Raw genomic sequence first — 17885 nt, 5'->3', positions numbered from 1 at the left:
TTCTTGACTTGCCGCAAATCGCAACGCAAACTCAGCCCCGATTGCAGCTTAAACCCTAAAATAAAATTAGGTAAATCAGGCAGCCGCAGACTTTAGTGACTAATAAACTTTAGTAACTAAAAATATCAACTAATCTCTAGCGACTAACAAATAGGAACTCTCTGCAAACCTTATTGAGTTGGCAGGGCTTCAGGAGCACAGGCTATGAAAGGCGACCCCAAGGTAATTGAGCATTTAAATAAAGTACTGGGTAATGAACTGGTAGCTATTAACCAGTATTTCCTACACGCCCGCATGTACGACAATTGGGGTTTAAAAGAGCTGGGCAAACAGGAATATCACGAATCCATTGATGAAATGAAGCACGCCGATTGGCTGATCGAGCGCATTCTTTTCCTCGAAGGTATTCCCAACCTGCAGCACCTGGGCAAACTTCTGATCGGCGAAAATACCGAAGAGATGCTCAAGTGCGACCTGAAAATTGAATCCAAGGCCATTCCCGACTTGCGTGAAGCCATCGCCTATTGCGAGTCCGTTCGGGATTACGGCAGTCGTGAATTGCTGGAGAAAATCCTCGAGTCTGAGGAAGAGCATGTAGATTGGCTGGAAACCCAGCTGGAGCTGATCGACAAAGTTGGCATTCAAAACTACCTGCAAACTCAAATGGAAACTGCAGCCGGCCACTCTGGCAAGTAGTTTAAGTCCTCTCACAGGCATAAAAAAACCGCAGCTTCCGCTGCGGTTTTTTTGTTTCTACAGTATGCCTACTACCTATAGCAGCAGACATATTGGAGCAAAAGCGGAAATTAATCCTCGCCTTCGCTCTCCGCTGATGCCTCATCAATCAAGGTTTTCAGCTCACCGTTCTCATGCATTTCCATAATGATGTCACAGCCACCGATCAGCTCGCCCTTAACCCACAGCTGGGGGAAGGTCGGCCAGTTCGCATACTTAGGCAGCTCAGCGCGGATGTCCGGGTTAGCCAGAATATCAACGTAGGCAAAGCGCTTACCGCAAGCCATCATCGCCTGGGAGGCCCGCATGGAAAAGCCGCACTGGGGGGCATTAGGGCTACCTTTCATATAAAGCAGAATGGTGTTATCAGCGATCTGCTGCTTGATGTTCTCCAGTGTATCCATAAGCGTGAAAAACCTCAGGTGGTCGAAGCAAAAAGTAAGTGTACAGGCACCATACCATCATCTGATATAGCGCACCGGCATCCATTGTACCCCAGTGGGGCCGGCAATAAGTACACCATCCCCTCGATGAAAGCAAAAACCGCAGATCTACAACACCGGATACCATGTTGAAAATTCAGCCAGCCAGATAGCACACAGCTTATAAAGGCTGTGTTACCATTGCTCCAATCGATATAAAGTGCAGATTAAAAAGCTTAAACAGAATTTTCTGCGGAAAATAAACAATCTAAATAGTCAATATTTAAGGAGATGCCCCGGTGGCCACCCCGACACTCATGCAAAACTATGGCGATCGAACCCTCACACTGGTGCGGGGTGAAGGCAATTATGTATGGGATGATCAGGGCCGACGATACCTGGATGCAATCTCTGGAATCGCCGTCTGCGGCCTTGGCCACTGCCACCCCAAAGTTACCCTGGCCCTGCACGAGCAGATTCGGACCCTGTTACATGTATCCAATCTCTACAATATCCCTGCGCAGGAGAAACTGGCAGACAAGCTGGTACAGCTATCCGGTATGGACAATGTGTTTTTCTCCAATTCTGGAGCTGAGGCCAATGAAGCAGCGATTAAATTAGCCCGGCGGCTAGGCAATAGCCGCAACATTGAAACCCCTCAAATCCTGGTAATGGAAAGCGCTTTCCACGGCCGCACCCTGGCTACCCTGACAGCAACCGGCAATGAAAAAATCCAAGAGGGCTTCGGCCCTCTGCCCGAGGGTTTTTTGCGTGTGCCGTTTAACGATACCGCAGCCATCGAAAAGCTCGCAGGTGAGCGCAACGATATTGTCGCAGTGCTGGTTGAGCCGGTTCAGGGAGAGGGCGGTGTACGCGTGCCCACTTCCAACTACCTGGGACAATTGCGCGAAATCTGCGATCAACATAACTGGCTCCTGATGCTGGATGAAGTGCAAACCGGAAACGGCCGCAGCGGCAAAATGTTTGCCTACCAGCATGCGGACATATTGCCCGACGTGGTGACCACTGCCAAAGGACTGGGTAACGGTGTCCCCATCGGAGCCTGCCTGGCCAGGGGAGTTGCCGCACAATTATTTTCTGCGGGCACCCACGGCTCCACTTTTGGCGGCAACCCTCTAGCCTGCAGTGCCGCACTGGCTGTAATCGATACGCTGGAAAGTGAATGGCTGTTAGAGCGCGCCGAGGCATTGGGGCAACGCCTGCAGCACCAACTCAAACAGCAGTTATCCGATTGCGACCAGGTCAAAGAGGTGCGGGGCTTGGGGCTGATGATCGGAATAGAATTGCAGCAGCCCTGTGCCAAACTGGTGGACATAGCCCGCGAGCGCGGATTGCTGATAAATGTTACCGCCGGCAATGTAGTGCGCCTGCTCCCCCCACTCACACTCAGCGACGACGAGTGCCATCAATTGGCAAACGATGTCAGCTCACTGATTCACCAGTTTGCACTGCAAGCAGTCTGATGCAAAAAAAGGAGAACAGCTTATGGCGATCAGACATTTTCTCACCCTGACAGACTTGTCTTCGGAAGAGCTCAAGCAAATTATTGAGCGCGCGATCGAACTCAAAACACTGCGCACTCAAGGAATAAATACTGACCTTTTTCGCGGCAAAGTGCTGGGGATGATTTTTGAAAAATCCTCTACTCGTACCCGCGTTTCATTTGAGGCCGGTATGGCACAGATGGGAGGCAGCGCCCTCTTCCTGTCTCCCCGCGATACTCAGTTAGGCCGCGGGGAGCCCGTTGAAGACAGCGCCCGAGTAATTTCCAGCATGGTGGATATGGTGATGATTCGCACCTTTGGCCACCAGGTACTGGAGCGCTTCTCAGAATATTCAAAGGTACCGGTGATTAATGCCCTCTCCGACAGCTACCACCCCTGCCAGCTGCTCGCAGATATCCAAACCTTTGTGGAGCACCGCGGCAGCCCTGAGGGCAAGGTGGTCGCCTGGGTCGGCGATGGCAACAATATGTGCCACTCCTATATTAATGCTGCCCGCCTGTGCAATTTTGAGCTGCGTATAGCCTGCCCGCCCGGCTACGAGCCCAACGCCAATATCCTCGCTTCGGCAAGTGATCGGGTCACCGTAGTACACGATCCGGTGGAGGCTGTTAAAGGGGCCGATTGGGTGGCCACCGATGTGTGGGCTTCCATGGGACAGGAAACTGAACAACAGATCCGCCTGAAAGCCTTCGAGAGCTTCCTGGTGGACCATGAGCTGATGGGCCACGCCAATAGCGATGCCATCTTTATGCACTGCTTGCCCGCCCACCGTGGAGAGGAAGTGAGTGCCGAACTTTTAGAGGATGGCAATATCTCGGTGGTATGGGATGAGGCTGAAAACCGCCTTCACGCGCAAAAAGCCCTGATGGAATTCCTCCAAGACCACAGTCGATAAACCCTAATAGGGTACAGCCACTCCTGCGGTTGTACCCTGCTACCTGTACTCACTCCCCTGCGCCTCTCCTCCCGACAACGTATAAAAGATGCGATTGGCGACAAAAAATCCAAGAGATCACTAAATTTAGCAATCGGCGCCAACGACTAATTTACAGCCAGCCAAGATGTCAGAATTAAATAAGCGTCAGTAAATTGAGCAATTGAGTACCACTTTGCTCAAAGAGCAGCCATTTGCAAATGGTTATTGCCGTTGTTAATTTACAGCGCTCTAGCTATTAAAAAAAATTGTAAGACACTGTACCCAGCGTTCTTTCCCGGCACCCACTCCTTTGCAGCCCAGGGCTGGCGGGCTCTGCCGCGAAAGTGGCTACTGACTCAGCACCTCTACCCACAATTTATCCACAAACAACTACATAGTTATTCGCCTTGAACTGACCCGCCTACCGCATTATCTTGTAGCGCACTCGAGGCCGACCCCCTATATATTGGGGTAGAGGCTCAAGAGCACCCCCATTATGTGGGGCAAATTCCGGCGCACCACCACACTTTTTGGCGGTGGGCGTCAGGCGCTGCTTTTTTCAAAGCAGAATCAGAGGTAAGCGGGCGGAATGGAATTTCCGCCACAGGCAGCAGCTGGCAAACCTTTTCAGATAGCCGGTGACAAGCCGCCTGTTTCCAGTGTCCACAGCTGTGGATAAACACTGGCAAAGCGAAGGACACGCTCCGCCATGCCACACAGTCATGTGGCCGCCGTTCTTTTGAACGCACGCGGACAGACAACAGAACAAACCTTTCGGAGATTTACATGCACACAGAGACAGGGCGCTCTCAAGCCGTGCCTGCGGAAAAATCAGGCACCTCCAGCGACCAGGCGACTGGCGGCACGACTCTGGCCGCTACTGCACCGGGCCAGATCCGCGTAATCAAGCGCAATGGCACCGTTGTACCCTACGACGACAGCAAAATTGCCGTCGCCGTCACTAAAGCCTTCCTCGCTGTTGAAGGCGGCACCGCCGCTGCTTCCAGCCGTGTCCACGAGCAAGTTGAAGAACTGGTCAGCCAGATCAGTGCCACTTTCAAACGCCGCATGCCCTCTGGCGGCACTATCCACATTGAAGAGATCCAGGACCAGGTAGAACTGGCCCTGATGCGCGCCGGTGAACAAAAGGTTGCCCGCGACTACGTACTCTACCGCGAAGAACACGCCCGCCTGCGCGCAGAGAAAGAAAAAACTGCTCAAATTGCCGAGCAAGCCGTCGATGCCCACCCCAGCATCCGTGTAAAGCAGGACGATGGCAGCCTTGCACCTCTGGATATGGAGCGCCTGCGCACCGTTGTCAAAGAAGCCTGTGAAGGCCTGAAAGATGTCGACAGCGCGGCAATTCTTAACGAAGCCCTGAAAAACCTGTACGACGGTGTTTCCGAAAACGATATCAATACCGCGCTGGTAATCACTGCGCGCACCTTGGTTGAGCAGGAGCCCAATTACACCTTCGCCACTGCCAGCCTGCTGCTGGACAAGCTGCGCTCCGAAGCGCTGCGCTTCCTCGGTGTTGCCGAGCGCGCCACCCAGCACGAGATGGAAAAGCTGTACGCCTCTACCCTGCCCACTTACGTGAAAAAGGGTATCGAGCTGGACCTGCTGGACCCTGCACTGGCCACCTTCGACCTGGAAAAACTCGGCGAAGCTCTAAAAGGCGAGCGCGATCACCAGTTCACTTATCTGGGCCTGCAGACTCTGTACGACCGCTACTTCCTGCACAGCGACGATATTCGTTTCGAGCTGCCGCAGATCTTCTTTATGCGCGTCGCCATGGGCCTCAGCATTAATGAAGAGAACAAAAACGAGCGCGCGGTAGAGTTCTACAACCTGCTGAGCTCTTTCGACTACATGAGTTCCACCCCGACCCTGTTCAACGCCGGCACCCTGCGCCCGCAGCTGTCCTCCTGCTACCTGACCACGGTACCCGACGACCTGCACGGCATTTACGGCGCGATCCGCGATAACGCCATGCTGTCCAAGTGGGCAGGCGGTCTCGGCAATGACTGGACGCCGGTGCGCTCCCTGGGTTCCTATATCAAAGGCACCAACGGCAAGTCCCAAGGTGTTGTGCCCTTCCTGAAAGTGGCCAATGACACCGCAGTAGCCGTCAACCAGGGCGGTAAGCGCAAAGGCGCTGTCTGTGCCTACCTGGAAACCTGGCACCTGGATATCGAGGAATTCCTCGAGCTGCGCAAAAACACTGGTGACGACCGCCGCCGCACCCACGATATGAACACCGCCAACTGGGTCCCCGACCTGTTTATGAAGCGCGTGTTCGAAGACAAAGAGTGGACCCTGTTCTCCCCGGCCGATTGCCCGGACCTGCACGATCTGTTCGGCACCGCATTCGAAGAACGCTACAACCACTACGAGCAACTGGCTGCCGAAGGCAAGCTGCGTCTGTTCAAGAAGATCCGCGCACTAGACCTGTGGCGCAAGATGCTGGGCATGCTGTTCGAAACCGGCCACCCCTGGATCACCTTTAAAGACAGCTGCAACCTGCGCAGCCCGCAGCAGCACGCCGGTGTGGTTCACAGCTCCAACCTGTGCACCGAGATCACTCTCAACACCAAGGCCGACGACGAAATCGCCGTGTGTAACCTGGGCTCCGTCAACCTGGCTCAACACATTGGTGAGAACGGTGAACTCGACCGCTCCAAGCTGGCCAATACCGTAAAAACTGCGGTGCGTATGCTCGATAACGTTATCGACATCAACTACTACGCAGTTGAAAGTGCGCGTCAGTCCAACATGCGTCACCGCCCTGTGGGCATGGGCCTGATGGGCTTCCAGGATGCGCTGTACAAAGCCGGCATCGCCTACGCCAGCGACGAAGCCGTCGCCTTTGCCGACAACACCATGGAAGCGATCAGCTTCGAAGCCATCTCCGCTTCCAGCGACCTGGCTGCCGAGCGCGGCAAGTACCAGACCTACGAAGGCTCCCTGTGGAGCAAAGGTGTTCTGCCGCTGGATTCCATCCAGATCCTGGCTGAGCAGCGCGGACAGCAGTTTATCGAACAGGACACCAGCTCCACTCTGGACTGGGATGGCCTACGCGAGAAAGTCAAAGCCCAAGGTATGCGCAACTCCAACGTGATGGCGATCGCTCCTACTGCGACCATTGCCAATATCACCGGAGTATCCCAGTCGATCGAACCGACCTACCAAAACCTGTATGTGAAATCGAACCTGTCCGGCGAATTCACCGTAGTAAACCCCTATCTGGTACACGATCTCAAAGATCGCGGCCTGTGGGATCAGGTCATGGTTAACGACCTGAAATACTATGAAGGTTCTGTACAGAAAATCGATCGCGTACCGGAAGACCTGAAAGCGAAATACCGCACAGCGTTTGAAGTGGAACCGCGCTGGATCGTGGACGCTGCCAGCCGTCGCCAGAAGTGGATCGACCAAGCCCAGTCCCTGAACCTGTATATTGCCGGCGCCGACGGCAAGAAGCTGGACCTGACCTATCGCATGGCTTGGTTCCGCGGCCTGAAAACCACTTACTACCTGCGCGCACTGGCTGCCACTACCACAGAGAAATCTACGGTAAATAGTGGCACCCTGAACGCGGTAAGTGCACACGGCGGTAGCAACGGAGTGGCTGCGGCAGCACCTGCTGAGCAAGCTGCACCTGCACCGGCCGCAGTGCCTCAAGCCTGCTCACTGGACGACCCGGATTGCGAGGCCTGCCAGTAAAATTTAAGCCCCTTTTTTATAGGGGCTGCACTGACTCTCGGGGGAGAGCGTCGTAACCGCAAGTGCGGGCATGACCATGCGCAGCGACCCCGGTCCACCCATTATTTTAATAGTGGGTAATACCATAGGGACCGGGGATCGGCTGCGGCTTATTTTCCCGGGAAAACCCAGTGCAATTGCCAGCGAAAATTCAGTGCAAATAAATGCACAAAAGCGCAGCAAAAATTGATCTGGCACAGGATTTTCTGTGCCCAGGCGAGTTAAAAATACGAGCCTGTAATGAATTATTACCGGTAAAAAATATCACCGGTATGTCATCCCTGGTTGCACACAATTAGTGAGTAATACACCAGGAAGATTTAAGAATTTTTTATCGAACTTTCGATAGTGAGACCGATCAAAAGGGCCAACTATGCTGAGCTGGGACGACATCGACACCAAGCCCCAACAACCTGAAAAAGCAACCGAACCGCGACCGACGCCGGAGGCTCAGGCAAAATCCGTGCAGGAGCCCAGCGCTTCCTACACAGCCGCTCCGGCGTCGCCTGCGGCCCAAAGCGGCTCCACTGCCGTTGATGCCGCCCGTGCCGCAGTTGCTAATATGGACCCGGCTCCCGGCCTGGAAGAACTGGAAATGGGTGCGGCCCGCATCCAGGTAGATGAAAAGCGCATTATTAATTGCCGCGCTGACCTCAACCAGTTGGTTCCCTTTAAATACGACTGGGCCTGGCAAAAATACCTGGACGGCTGCGCCAACCACTGGATGCCCCAGGAAATCAACATGAACAAAGACGTGTCCATGTGGAAAGACCCCAACGGTCTGACCGAGGACGAGCGTCGCATCGTGGAATACTCCCTGGGCTATTTCTCCACCGCAGACTCCCTGGTTGCTAACAACCTGGTATTGGCGATCTACCGCCATATCACCAACCCTGAGTGCCGCCAGTACCTGCTGCGTCAGTCTTTTGAAGAAGCCATTCACACCCACGCCTACCAGTACTGTGTAGAGTCCCTGGGTATGGACGAAGGTGAAGTCTTCAATATGTACCGCGAAGTGCCTGCGGTTGCCAAAAAAGCGGCCTGGAGCCTATCTCACACCCAGGCCATCGGTGATCCCAACTTCAAAACCGGCACCGTTGAATCCGACCAGGAGCTGCTGCGCAACCTGATCGCCTTCTACGCTGTCACTGAAGGTATCTTCTTCTACTGTGGCTTCAGCCAGATCCTGTCCATGGGTCGCCGTAACAAAATGACCGGTGTTGCCGAGCAGTTCCAGTACATCCTGCGCGACGAGTCTATGCACCTGAACTTCGGCATCGACGTCATCAACCAGATTAAGCTGGAAAACCCACACCTGTGGACAGCAGAATTCCAGCAGGAAGTCACCCAGATGATTCTCGAGGGTATGGAGCTTGAAGTAGCCTATGCCCGCGACACTATGCCCCGCGGCGTACTCGGCATGAATGCGAATATGATGGAGGAATACCTCCAGTTTATCGCCAACCGTCGCCTTAGCCAGCTGGGCCTGAAAGAGCAGTTCCCTGGCGCCCAGAACCCATTCCCGTGGATGTCTGAAATTATGGACCTGCGCAAAGAGAAAAACTTCTTTGAAACCCGCGTTATCGAATACCAAACCGGCGGCGCACTGCAGTGGTAAGCGCTTCCTGGTTAGCGAATTACTAAAAAGGAGAAAGTAGTCGCTCACAGGAAGAGAAGTATTGAAAACGGGCTTAATGCCCGTTTTTTTTATGAGGGACAGGATTACGTTGAAATATCCCACAAACTACAAAAATCCAGCAAGTTGGACTACCAATAAGTTAAGTCACAACTTAAAATCTATATTCAAAAAATGTGCCCCTGGCAAGCGAGCCAACTCTTTTGCATCAAGACAAGTGCCTCAGCCCTTATCGTCCTTAATTTGAGGTAGAAGATTAACTGATATTAACAGCAAGTTCTAAACCTCCTTTGCAAACTGCCCCTTAAACCCCCTGGCACCACAACGTCCAAGGAGTGCCTAATAATGAAGCGCAGTGTCCAATTCTTAGGTCGACAACTAGTATGGAGAAGCAACTTTTATAAGGCACCCAAATCAAATTCAAGACCGAATTACTCAATCCTACAGAGAGTTCGGCAACGTATCCAAAGCTTGCAAGATGCTTGGTGTATCGAGAGAAACTTTCTATCGCTACAAGGAGGCCGTTTCAAGTTGCGATGTGGACGCCCTTCTTGAAAAGAATCGGCGGGTGCCCAACCACAAGAACTGTGTTGATACTGTCACTAAAGAGACTCTGTTAACCTGCGCCCGTCAAGAGCCTGCACATGGACAAGGTTCAAGTCTCAAATGAGCTGCGCAAACGCGGTGTATTTGTGTCTCCCAGTGGTGTACGGAGCATCTGGTTACAGCGCGACCTAGCTAACTTCAAATTCCGATAAAAAGCGCTGAAGGCCAAGGTAGCTGACGAGGGAGTGACCTTAGCTCGGTTATAGATTCAGGCTTTGTAAAAAAGCAATAAGATGATGTACCCTAGGGTGAGATCGATATTCAACACCTCATCCATTTAGGTCCTCAGGACTGTAGTGGTCTACTAAAACCGGACACCAATTTAGGAAGTAAAATTACCGCTAAAAAAGAGAAACTTAATTTTTTTGTCCGAAAATAGTTAATCACTACAGATTATTCTTTAAAGTATTGTGTCTACTGACTATCTATTATTCTCTCTCCTATAGTTTTCCACCTTTTGCCTCAATTCAGCGGGCATTTCCCAAGACACTTGAAACTTATCTTTAACTGAATCATAGAGCTCCAATCCAGCATCCATCATGGTCAAAAATGTAGCTCCACCTTGATCAGGGTACGACTCAACAAAGCACTTCAGACCAATCTCAATAAATTCTAAATCAGCCTTTCCATATTCGTATACTTGTAATCTAGGGGGTATTAAATGAATAAGCTCTAGAATAAGAACAGGCCTATTATCAAAGATTTTTTTATACCAGGGCTGATAAAAAAAATTTTTTGAGAAAATCAACCCAAAATTCAAAATATGCGTGTATAGTGAAAGTCTTCTTTTCACTTTAAAACTCTCCTAGTGAGCTATTTTTTTCTTCTCGGTAACTTTGTAGATTTCCAATCAGGGGTACCTTTTGGTAGAAAGGATCGTCCATCAACCCCTTGTCGCGCGCTTTGAAGCAGCCGATTAACATAGCTTGCATCGCCATTTGAGTCTAATATTTCCAGCGCCGCATTCATTCTATGCTGCCCCTCTCCTAGATGGATTACGCCTCTTGAATCTTCTACTCCCGATATAATTCCTCTAGGCGAATCAAATTCATAGTCTCCACTCAACATATCGTCTTTTATTTGATCAATCTGTGATGGATTTCTTAGAGACTTGGTATGGCCACGAATTTCAGGTATTCCTTGATTAGGCTCCGGCTCTTTTTTAGATAAACGTTCTTTGAGGCGAGTCTTAGCCTTTTCCACCAGTGATTTAAGACTACCCTTGGCTTTCCTTAAGCCAATTTTTACCGTAACGGTCACTCCTTTTTGAGTAACTTTGACAACTACCGCAGCAGGCGCTCCGGCTCCCCCGGACAAGGCAGTTCCCGTCACAGCAACTGCGGTCGTAGTAACGTCAATTACATCTAGGGTTGTGTTGGTTGTATCGATTGCAGACTCAATTGCACTCTGATTTTGAATCAGGAACATCGCAGTCTGATCAAGAGCATCATTTATGAGCACAGAAGTATCATGCTTAAAGCTATTTAAATAACCACCAATATTTTCCACCGTCAAAACAACTTCATCCATAATGTGATCCCCCATAAAGCCGGAGGGATCGACAAAGCTCAGCGGATTATTGAAAACATAGGTGTAACGATTGTAACTTTGAGTGTTATTGGGCTCCTGCACGAATGGATCTGCACTCAAAAAACGGCCTATCGATGGGTCATAGACTCTCCCATTCATATGCACCAAACCGACGCTATCTAAATGCTCATGATCGGTAAAGCCTCGAGCAGTATTTGATGGCTCAAAGGTTATTTGAACATCATTACCATCCCAAGTTGTTTCCACCCGTGCTCCCCAAGGATCGAAGGAGGTGAATTCCACATCCGCATCGGAGCTCACCGCATCACCAGTTACGGCTACTACAGAGCCTAAATGATCCCTGTGAACGTACTGATACTCAGCTCCTTCTTGAGTACCCGAGTGCATTACATAGCGGACATCATCCCCAATATAGTGAACCTCCTGGAAATGCCCGTTCTTACCAATGACCTCATAGTGATCACCTACGTAGGTAAAAGCAGTGCCATCACTATCATTACGACTCACTCTATCCTTGTGAGGACCATAAACAACTGTCGCTGAGTTTACTCCATTAGTTATCTGTGCTGGCTTATCAAAAGCCGTGTATGTCACGGTTTTTAATTGACCACCACCCTTCACTCCAACCAAGCTACCATTATCATCGTAGGTATAAATCGCATCGCCAATAGAGGTAACTGCATGAGGACCAGCATTACCGCTACCATAACTATAATTACCCGTGACCCCTTCTTTAGAACGAATGTTTCCCAATACATCGTAGGTAAAATCTGCATGAGAGGAAGTGCAAGTACCAAAGCGTGCCGCTTTCAGACGATTCAAGTTGTCATAGCAAAATGACTGGGTAACACCGTGCTTATAGTCAACACGCCGAGTCAAATTACCAATCGGTGAAAAGTCATAGTCATGATCCTGAACCGTATAACTGTTACGAGTTGCAACAATGGTATCTATCAAACCGGTATTGGCATCATAGTTACGATTGGTGACCACGCCATTTCCAAAGGTAAAGCGCGTCATCTGGTTGCGCGCATTGGACGTATTACCCGTCCACATCACCTTCTTCGTGGTAGCGTCTTGTAACTGTCGGGCAAACCCATAGTCATTGTATCGGGTGGCGACGGTAAAACTGGATGGGTAAACAGTACCAACTGCACGCCCAAAGTCATCGAACAAGAACAGAGTCGAGTAGGAGAAACCATCAATAGTGATATCTGACTGTACCTGCTGTGCTAGGTCATCGTAATGCAGGACCTCCGTATACTTGGAGCCATCGGTATTAAAGCCATCGACCCGGGAGAGCAACCCCTCACTCGCCCCTGAAGCATTGTCGTAAGTCCAAGAATGGGTGCGCTGTGTGCTACCGCTACCCAGGGCATCATCTACTCGCTGGATTATCCGCTCCAGCTTATCGTATTCGTAATAAGTGCGCTGGCCCTTTCCGTCGATTTCGCTAGCCAACATATTCAACGGGTTATAATTATAAGTCCGCGTGCCCAAATCCGGATCGATCAACTGTGTTTTTCGCCCTACGCTGTCATAACGCATGGTTACTAAGGTGCTGACATCATTATTGATCCGTACGGTTTCCAGGTCACCGAATGGGGTATAGCTGGAAACAATCGGCGTACCATTGGCATCTTGGCTACGCATGATCCAACCAGGACCATTAAGTAGCATCATCATTTTTTGTCTCGCACGATTCATCTTGGTGATGACGTATCCACCGTAAAGGGTAGTTTCGCTGGAACCATCCGGAAATGTACGAATACGCACTCGATCCACCTCATCGTATTTAAACTGATGCAGGGGAGGCGTCCCACCTATAAAAGGCTCACTTTGAGTCAGAATACGACCAAAAAAATCATAGGATGTTGTGGTATAGACATAATTGCCATCAAAATTACGTTGACGGGTTCCCACACGCCTATCTTTCTGGTCAAAGTAAATTCGTTCCGCAGCCATACTGCGGGTCTTGGATTGCTGGAACCAACGCGCTTGCGGTTGCTGAGAAAAGCAATTAGAACATACTCTATACCAATACCTTGTAGTGTTTCCCACATGGTCGACCGTTGTTTCAATACGGCCTTGTTTATCATAACTGGCTGTAGAAACTAGGTCGTTAATGTCAGTTTCCTTTCGTGGCAAACCAAACTTTGCCTCGAATACTGTCGTAGAGCTCTGATTTAGGGCGTTTCGAGTGGTCGTGGTACGCTCACCATTGCTGGCATAGGAATTAGTGATTGTGGTTGTTCGAGAGGTAAAGTTGACCCCATCGTTGCTAAAGTCGTTCCATCGTTCAGTGATATCTCGCTTTAAGCCATAAACATCATATTTATAGGTAGTAGTGATCTCTACCGCTTGATCTCCACCCGGCTCGACCGTATCACTTTTTTGCATACCGGCATAACCATCTGCCCCACTGGTGGAATAGTAGGTATAGTCGGTGCTGCGCGTCGCACTAGTAGCACCGCCAGTACTTGCGCCAGCCCAACGATGTCTACGTACGGTCTGCGGCAACCCCCTAACATTACCAGCATCAATAATGTCAAGCTTTTCCGTGGCATGGGCGGTGACATCTTGACTACTGCCCGACGTGTCACAGGTCGTGGTACGCGTATAAAAGATTACTCCCGAGTCCGAAAGGTCGCTATCTCCGACACTGCCAGCAGCAACCTCTACAATATCATTAGCACTATCCAGTTCGCTCAAGGGTACCGCACTACAGCTCAATGATGCCTGTTGTGAATTTTCTGTACGGGTGTCTGCCAAATGAACTTTAGCGATATCGCGTTGGGTGGTACTGCCGTAAATAACATAGGGAAAGAAATGCGGACTATTAAAACTGCCGGAATCTATATCATCTGAATATTCCCGCACTTTCCAGCGGTACCGTTCATCGGAGAGTACATTCAGGGAGCTGTCGGATACCCCTACAGCGCCTGCTTTGTCGATTTTGCGTTTGACTCTCCCAGCTAGATAATAGCGCCCTTGCGCATCCACCACTTGGTGGTACATGGTCAGGGTCTTCATTTGCTGATTAAAGCCCGATTCATCAGGCTTGATAATCAGCTCTTCGACTTGGCTAAATCCCAGATGCCCCAAGCCGCGGCGGTGGAACAAAGAACCTTTATAAGTAAAATCTTTAGAGAGCCTCCCGCCGATACCATCATTCATATTTACTGATTTCACGACCGGGTATTGGGAGCTAGCAATGGTGATTGTTTGGACTCCGCTCTCATGCCCATTATATTGGCTAGTGGCTCTGGTCGCACTGGCGGTTTCGATCAGGTCATTCTCAGAGCTCGCTTCGTGCCCTAGGTAAGTACTTTTATCCGACAAGTTACTGTATTCAACATTTACATAATCACCAAGCGCATCACGAATCTCTGTGACCCGATTGTGGCTGCTACTCAATGTCGATGTACTGACAAAAACGCCTAAACCGTCATCCCCCATATAAGCGGCACCCAAATCACTGTAGCCATCCCCATTCAAATCTGCGGTAAAGCGACGAAACTTAACGTCATGTAAGTCACCGTCATAACCGAAATAAGTACCTGGCAGAGCTGTGAACTTGGTGAATGTGCCGTTGGCAGATCCGTAGGCTACATAAATCTTGTCCTCATGATATTCATAGTTCACTAGGTCTAGGTAACCATCACCGTTGAAATCTGCTGTGACAATACCATCCCAAGGAGCAATAGCCCCTCTTGTCTTTAAACCTCCTGAGTACCCCTGATCTAACGGTAACCCATGGTTAGCAATTACAACTGGTGCTGCAAACGTACCATCCCCATTACTCAAGTGCGCATGGTAGGTGCGTTCTGCCCGAGTGCGAAGAGAATCATTTTTATAGAAAAGGGTAGAGCTCAGTAAGTCAGCATTACCATCGCGATTGAGATCAACAACCAGTGGTTTACTCGAAAATTCAATATAGTTAGTGGGCGTAGAAAAATACTGTTTTTCCTGCATTTTAAAGGTGCCATTACCAGTACCTAACGCCACATGAAAAGCAATTTTTTCTATGGGGTCTCGTGAATTTAACAGATTTTCTCCCTCTAAACTCCAGATCAAGAAGTCATCAATGCCATCACCATTAAAGTCACCAGTATAATTAGAGCCAGGCAAAGTAGGGGCGGTTGTAATCATGCCACCTATTTGTGGCCGGAAAGTGCCATCACCGTTGCTTAAAAACGTATAAACCTCTACTCCTACTGAGCCCCAGCCGCTGCCCGTGTTTCTTCTGATAAACACCACATCTTCTTTTAAATCTTCATTACATTGGCAACTAAAAGAGGTGAAGGTCAGAGATTTTGATTCTGAAACGCCACCCACCGTAGATGTGCTACCGCCACCCGCAAGCGGATACTCAAAGGTGCCATCACCTCTCCCCAGTGCGGTATAAATCTTAAATTCATTCTGGTATTCATGTGTAAATAAAAGATCGAGATTACCGTCACCATTGTGGTCATAGACCATGTTCTGCCAATCTACTGAGTCACCTTCGATATAAGCTGCGGCATCGGGAAAACCACCCACAGCATTGATGAAACTGTCAGGCGGAGTCACCAAGGTGAATGTACCATCACCATTTCCCAGCGCAGACTTGTAACCAACACTAGGGCCGGTGGTATAAACCCATAACAAATCCGCCAACCCATCCTTATTCAAGTCGGCAGGAATTGTCGTATGGGTGCGATTCAAAAGATCTGTGTCATCTATAGTCTGGTGCGTTGTAGGCGCATAAGTAGCGGTTAGGTCTCCCCAGTCAACCTCTGTTGGGTCTGCACAATTGGAAAGAGTATCGAAGCACAACTGGATACTGGACAAGCGGCTTGCCTTCAAATCTGCCGATATAGTTTTGCCGTAGTAAGTTTTACCCGGCACTTGATAGTTGAGCTGATAATTTCGAACTAGTGCATTGTTGGTTTTAACTTCAATGCGTGACAAACGTTGATCCGTGATGCGCATCGCCCCTGCAGTCGCGGAAGATATGGGGTCAAAACGACTTTCGTAAACAAAAGACACATCATGGTTAGTATTTCGGGCTCCACTGCCATCATTCATCGTATATTCAATGAGGGAAATACGGTTGTCGTTGCCAGTGTAACTATAAGTAAGGTAATTCCCGGCAATGTCAGTTGTTCTACTAATGAGCCATGCTAGATTCTGGCTCGCGCCGTCTTGAATGCGACTATTTGTATCCAATCCAAAATGATCCACCTTGCCGTCTTTGTGGTATACCGTCCAGAAGTAAGGCGCAGCGGCGCTCCCAGTACGTTCAATACGGCTAAAAGATTCAACTTCCGTTTGATATACGCCGCTGCTAGTTTCGACCAAGCGTCGTCCATCGAGACAGTATTTGTAGCCATCCCCCCAATTCACACTAGCAAAGTAGTTATCCTGAAAGGGTGTTGCCTTGCACCGAGTGATTGAGGACAAGCCAGAAAGATTCCAACCCCAACCAAGTAGCCCATTCCCTGCCGAGCTTGAGTAGGTGAGTGCCAACTGTGGCTGCATGTCGTTGATACCGGGGGGGAGTTCTATAGGCACTCGGTAATTAAAAATGCCATTCTTAGTAACGGCTGGCTCGGCCCCCAAACGGCCTTTGTATTCAGATCCAGTTATGATATCGTTGCTGGGATCAACAGCCACCATTGCTACATTACCAATCTGGGTTATCGGAGTATCTACACCCAAGACCGTCGGCACAACGCCACTGGAACTTCCTGCAATTACCAAGCTGTACGACATAGCATTCTGCTGGTCGATGCTCAGGTCTACGTTACCGTCTCCGTCAAAATCAAACTGAGTAATGCCATTTTGCACTCTAGCAAGGGAGTCGGGGTCTACGTTGTTGGAGACCACCCCATCCTCGTATGAAAGAGCACTGGAATAAAACGTATAGCTATCGTTCGTAGTTGGCAAGACTATAGGGGTTCTTACATCACCATGGATAATGATGACTTTGTCCAACGCATGTAAATATACATCATCAACCTGATCACCGTTTAGATCACCTAGATATACATCGTAAAGCTCACCATTAAACGTGAGTGCATTGGCAAAACTGCTTGCGATTACAAGCAACAAAAATAGAATTACGCGCATTACAAAGCTACCGACGATAGACCGAGGCGCAAGAGTGCCAGATTGTGGCTATAAAAAAAAGTGGCTAGTACCAAAGGGCAATCGCTAAAATAGTTGAGGTCAGCCTGCAGTAATCATTTTTTTCCTTCAGGTCTCGAGGGTTATAATACTAATAGCAACTCTTACTCGCATGACCCCACCTATAAACCTGATTAAATTTACAAAACAGCCGTTGGGTAATGATGGCCAAACATAAAACCTTAAAATCGCGCTCTGATACAAAGTCTACGCGCTGAGGGCCTATAGTACTGCACTGATCAAGAACCGCAGGCCCCAGTTACATGTCGCTTGCTGACCTACAGACTTGCCCCTACAACTTCAGAACAATTGATGAAAAAAACCACACCATTTTAGGCAGCCTAATAACCTTAACTTCTAAAATCACTAAATAAAGAAAAAAGTAGTCACTCACTGGGAGAGAAGTATTAAAAACGGGCGTTATGCCCGCTTCTTATCTTGAGAATCCCAACTTACTCTCTATGCTAACCACAGACTTAAGCTCCAGGGAATTACTCCTCCAACCTCTTTAGCCTTGGATACAGGACTAAACCATTTGGACAGCCGCTTGTATTCGC

General features: G+C 49.6%; 9 protein-coding genes and 1 pseudogene. 7 read left to right on the top strand and 3 right to left on the bottom strand.

Translation table 11 applies throughout. The annotated features are described in order from the left end of the window. The first annotated feature begins 204 nt into the window (after window positions 1–204). Window positions 205–696 carry a bacterioferritin gene (gene bfr / locus ACJJIS_RS04800; protein WP_020412720.1) on the top strand — a complete coding sequence of 164 codons (492 nt, stop codon included), beginning with the start codon at window positions 205–207 and terminating at the stop codon, window positions 694–696. A 110-nt stretch (window positions 697–806) separates the two neighbouring features. On the opposite strand, the gene grxD is transcribed toward bfr, so the two are convergent. After that, window positions 807–1139: a Grx4 family monothiol glutaredoxin gene (gene grxD / locus ACJJIS_RS04795; protein ID WP_282933784.1), complete on the bottom strand. Its 333-nt coding sequence runs from the start codon at window positions 1137–1139 to the stop codon at window positions 807–809. A gap of 317 nt (window positions 1140–1456) precedes the next feature. Between grxD and ACJJIS_RS04790 the strand changes: the two genes are divergently transcribed. The 6 genes and pseudogenes from ACJJIS_RS04790 to ACJJIS_RS04765 all read left to right on the top strand — a co-directional run. Further along, entirely contained in the window at window positions 1457–2641 is a 1185-nt protein-coding gene (locus ACJJIS_RS04790; protein WP_444896447.1) for an acetylornithine transaminase, read from the top strand. A gap of 22 nt (window positions 2642–2663) precedes the next feature. Continuing rightward, window positions 2664–3578: an ornithine carbamoyltransferase gene (argF, locus tag ACJJIS_RS04785; RefSeq protein ID WP_444907550.1), complete on the top strand. Its 915-nt coding sequence runs from the start codon at window positions 2664–2666 to the stop codon at window positions 3576–3578. 807 nt (window positions 3579–4385) lie between these two features. Beyond that, window positions 4386–7325: a ribonucleoside-diphosphate reductase subunit alpha gene (locus tag ACJJIS_RS04780; RefSeq protein WP_475709596.1), complete on the top strand. Its 2940-nt coding sequence runs from the start codon at window positions 4386–4388 to the stop codon at window positions 7323–7325. Window positions 7326–7528: 203 nt separating this feature from the next. Beyond that, window positions 7529–7663 (top strand): hypothetical protein, encoded by a 135-nt coding sequence (locus tag ACJJIS_RS04775; protein ID WP_444907548.1) that lies wholly within the window; start codon window positions 7529–7531, stop codon window positions 7661–7663. A gap of 74 nt (window positions 7664–7737) precedes the next feature. Further along, on the top strand, window positions 7738–8982 hold the full coding sequence (locus ACJJIS_RS04770) for a ribonucleotide-diphosphate reductase subunit beta (protein ID WP_108734126.1): 1245 nt from the start codon (window positions 7738–7740) through the stop codon (window positions 8980–8982). A 431-nt stretch (window positions 8983–9413) separates the two neighbouring features. Next, window positions 9414–9755, top strand: a pseudogene (locus ACJJIS_RS04765) (helix-turn-helix domain-containing protein); the annotation flags it as partial. A gap of 272 nt (window positions 9756–10027) precedes the next feature. Here the strand turns inward: ACJJIS_RS04765 and ACJJIS_RS04760 are convergent. Continuing rightward, window positions 10028–10399, bottom strand: coding sequence for a hypothetical protein (locus tag ACJJIS_RS04760; RefSeq protein ID WP_475709595.1), 372 nt, complete (start codon window positions 10397–10399; stop codon window positions 10028–10030). A 20-nt stretch (window positions 10400–10419) separates the two neighbouring features. Next, window positions 10420–17271, bottom strand: coding sequence for an FG-GAP-like repeat-containing protein (locus ACJJIS_RS04755; protein ID WP_475709594.1), 6852 nt, complete (start codon window positions 17269–17271; stop codon window positions 10420–10422). Window positions 17272–17885: the final 614 nt, after the last annotated feature.

The sequence above is a fragment of the Microbulbifer maximicatervae (SeqCode) genome (assembly GCF_056231245.1).
The sequence above is the reverse complement of the archived record's forward strand: the minus strand, read 5'-3'. Positions and strand labels throughout refer to the sequence as shown.

Excerpts from the sequence above, each read along its gene's own strand:
- grxD (WP_282933784.1), bottom strand. The coding sequence starts at position 1,139 with ATGGATACACTGGAGAACATCAAGCAGCAGATCGCTGATAACACCATT.
- ACJJIS_RS04770 (WP_108734126.1), top strand. The coding sequence starts at position 7,738 with ATGCTGAGCTGGGACGACATCGACACCAAGCCCCAACAACCTGAAAAA.
- ACJJIS_RS04780 (WP_475709596.1), top strand. The coding sequence starts at position 4,386 with ATGCACACAGAGACAGGGCGCTCTCAAGCCGTGCCTGCGGAAAAATCA.
- ACJJIS_RS04775 (WP_444907548.1), top strand. The coding sequence starts at position 7,529 with ATGCACAAAAGCGCAGCAAAAATTGATCTGGCACAGGATTTTCTGTGC.
- ACJJIS_RS04755 (WP_475709594.1), bottom strand. The coding sequence starts at position 17,271 with ATGCGCGTAATTCTATTTTTGTTGCTTGTAATCGCAAGCAGTTTTGCC.
- argF (WP_444907550.1), top strand. The coding sequence starts at position 2,664 with ATGGCGATCAGACATTTTCTCACCCTGACAGACTTGTCTTCGGAAGAG.
- bfr (WP_020412720.1), top strand. The coding sequence starts at position 205 with ATGAAAGGCGACCCCAAGGTAATTGAGCATTTAAATAAAGTACTGGGT.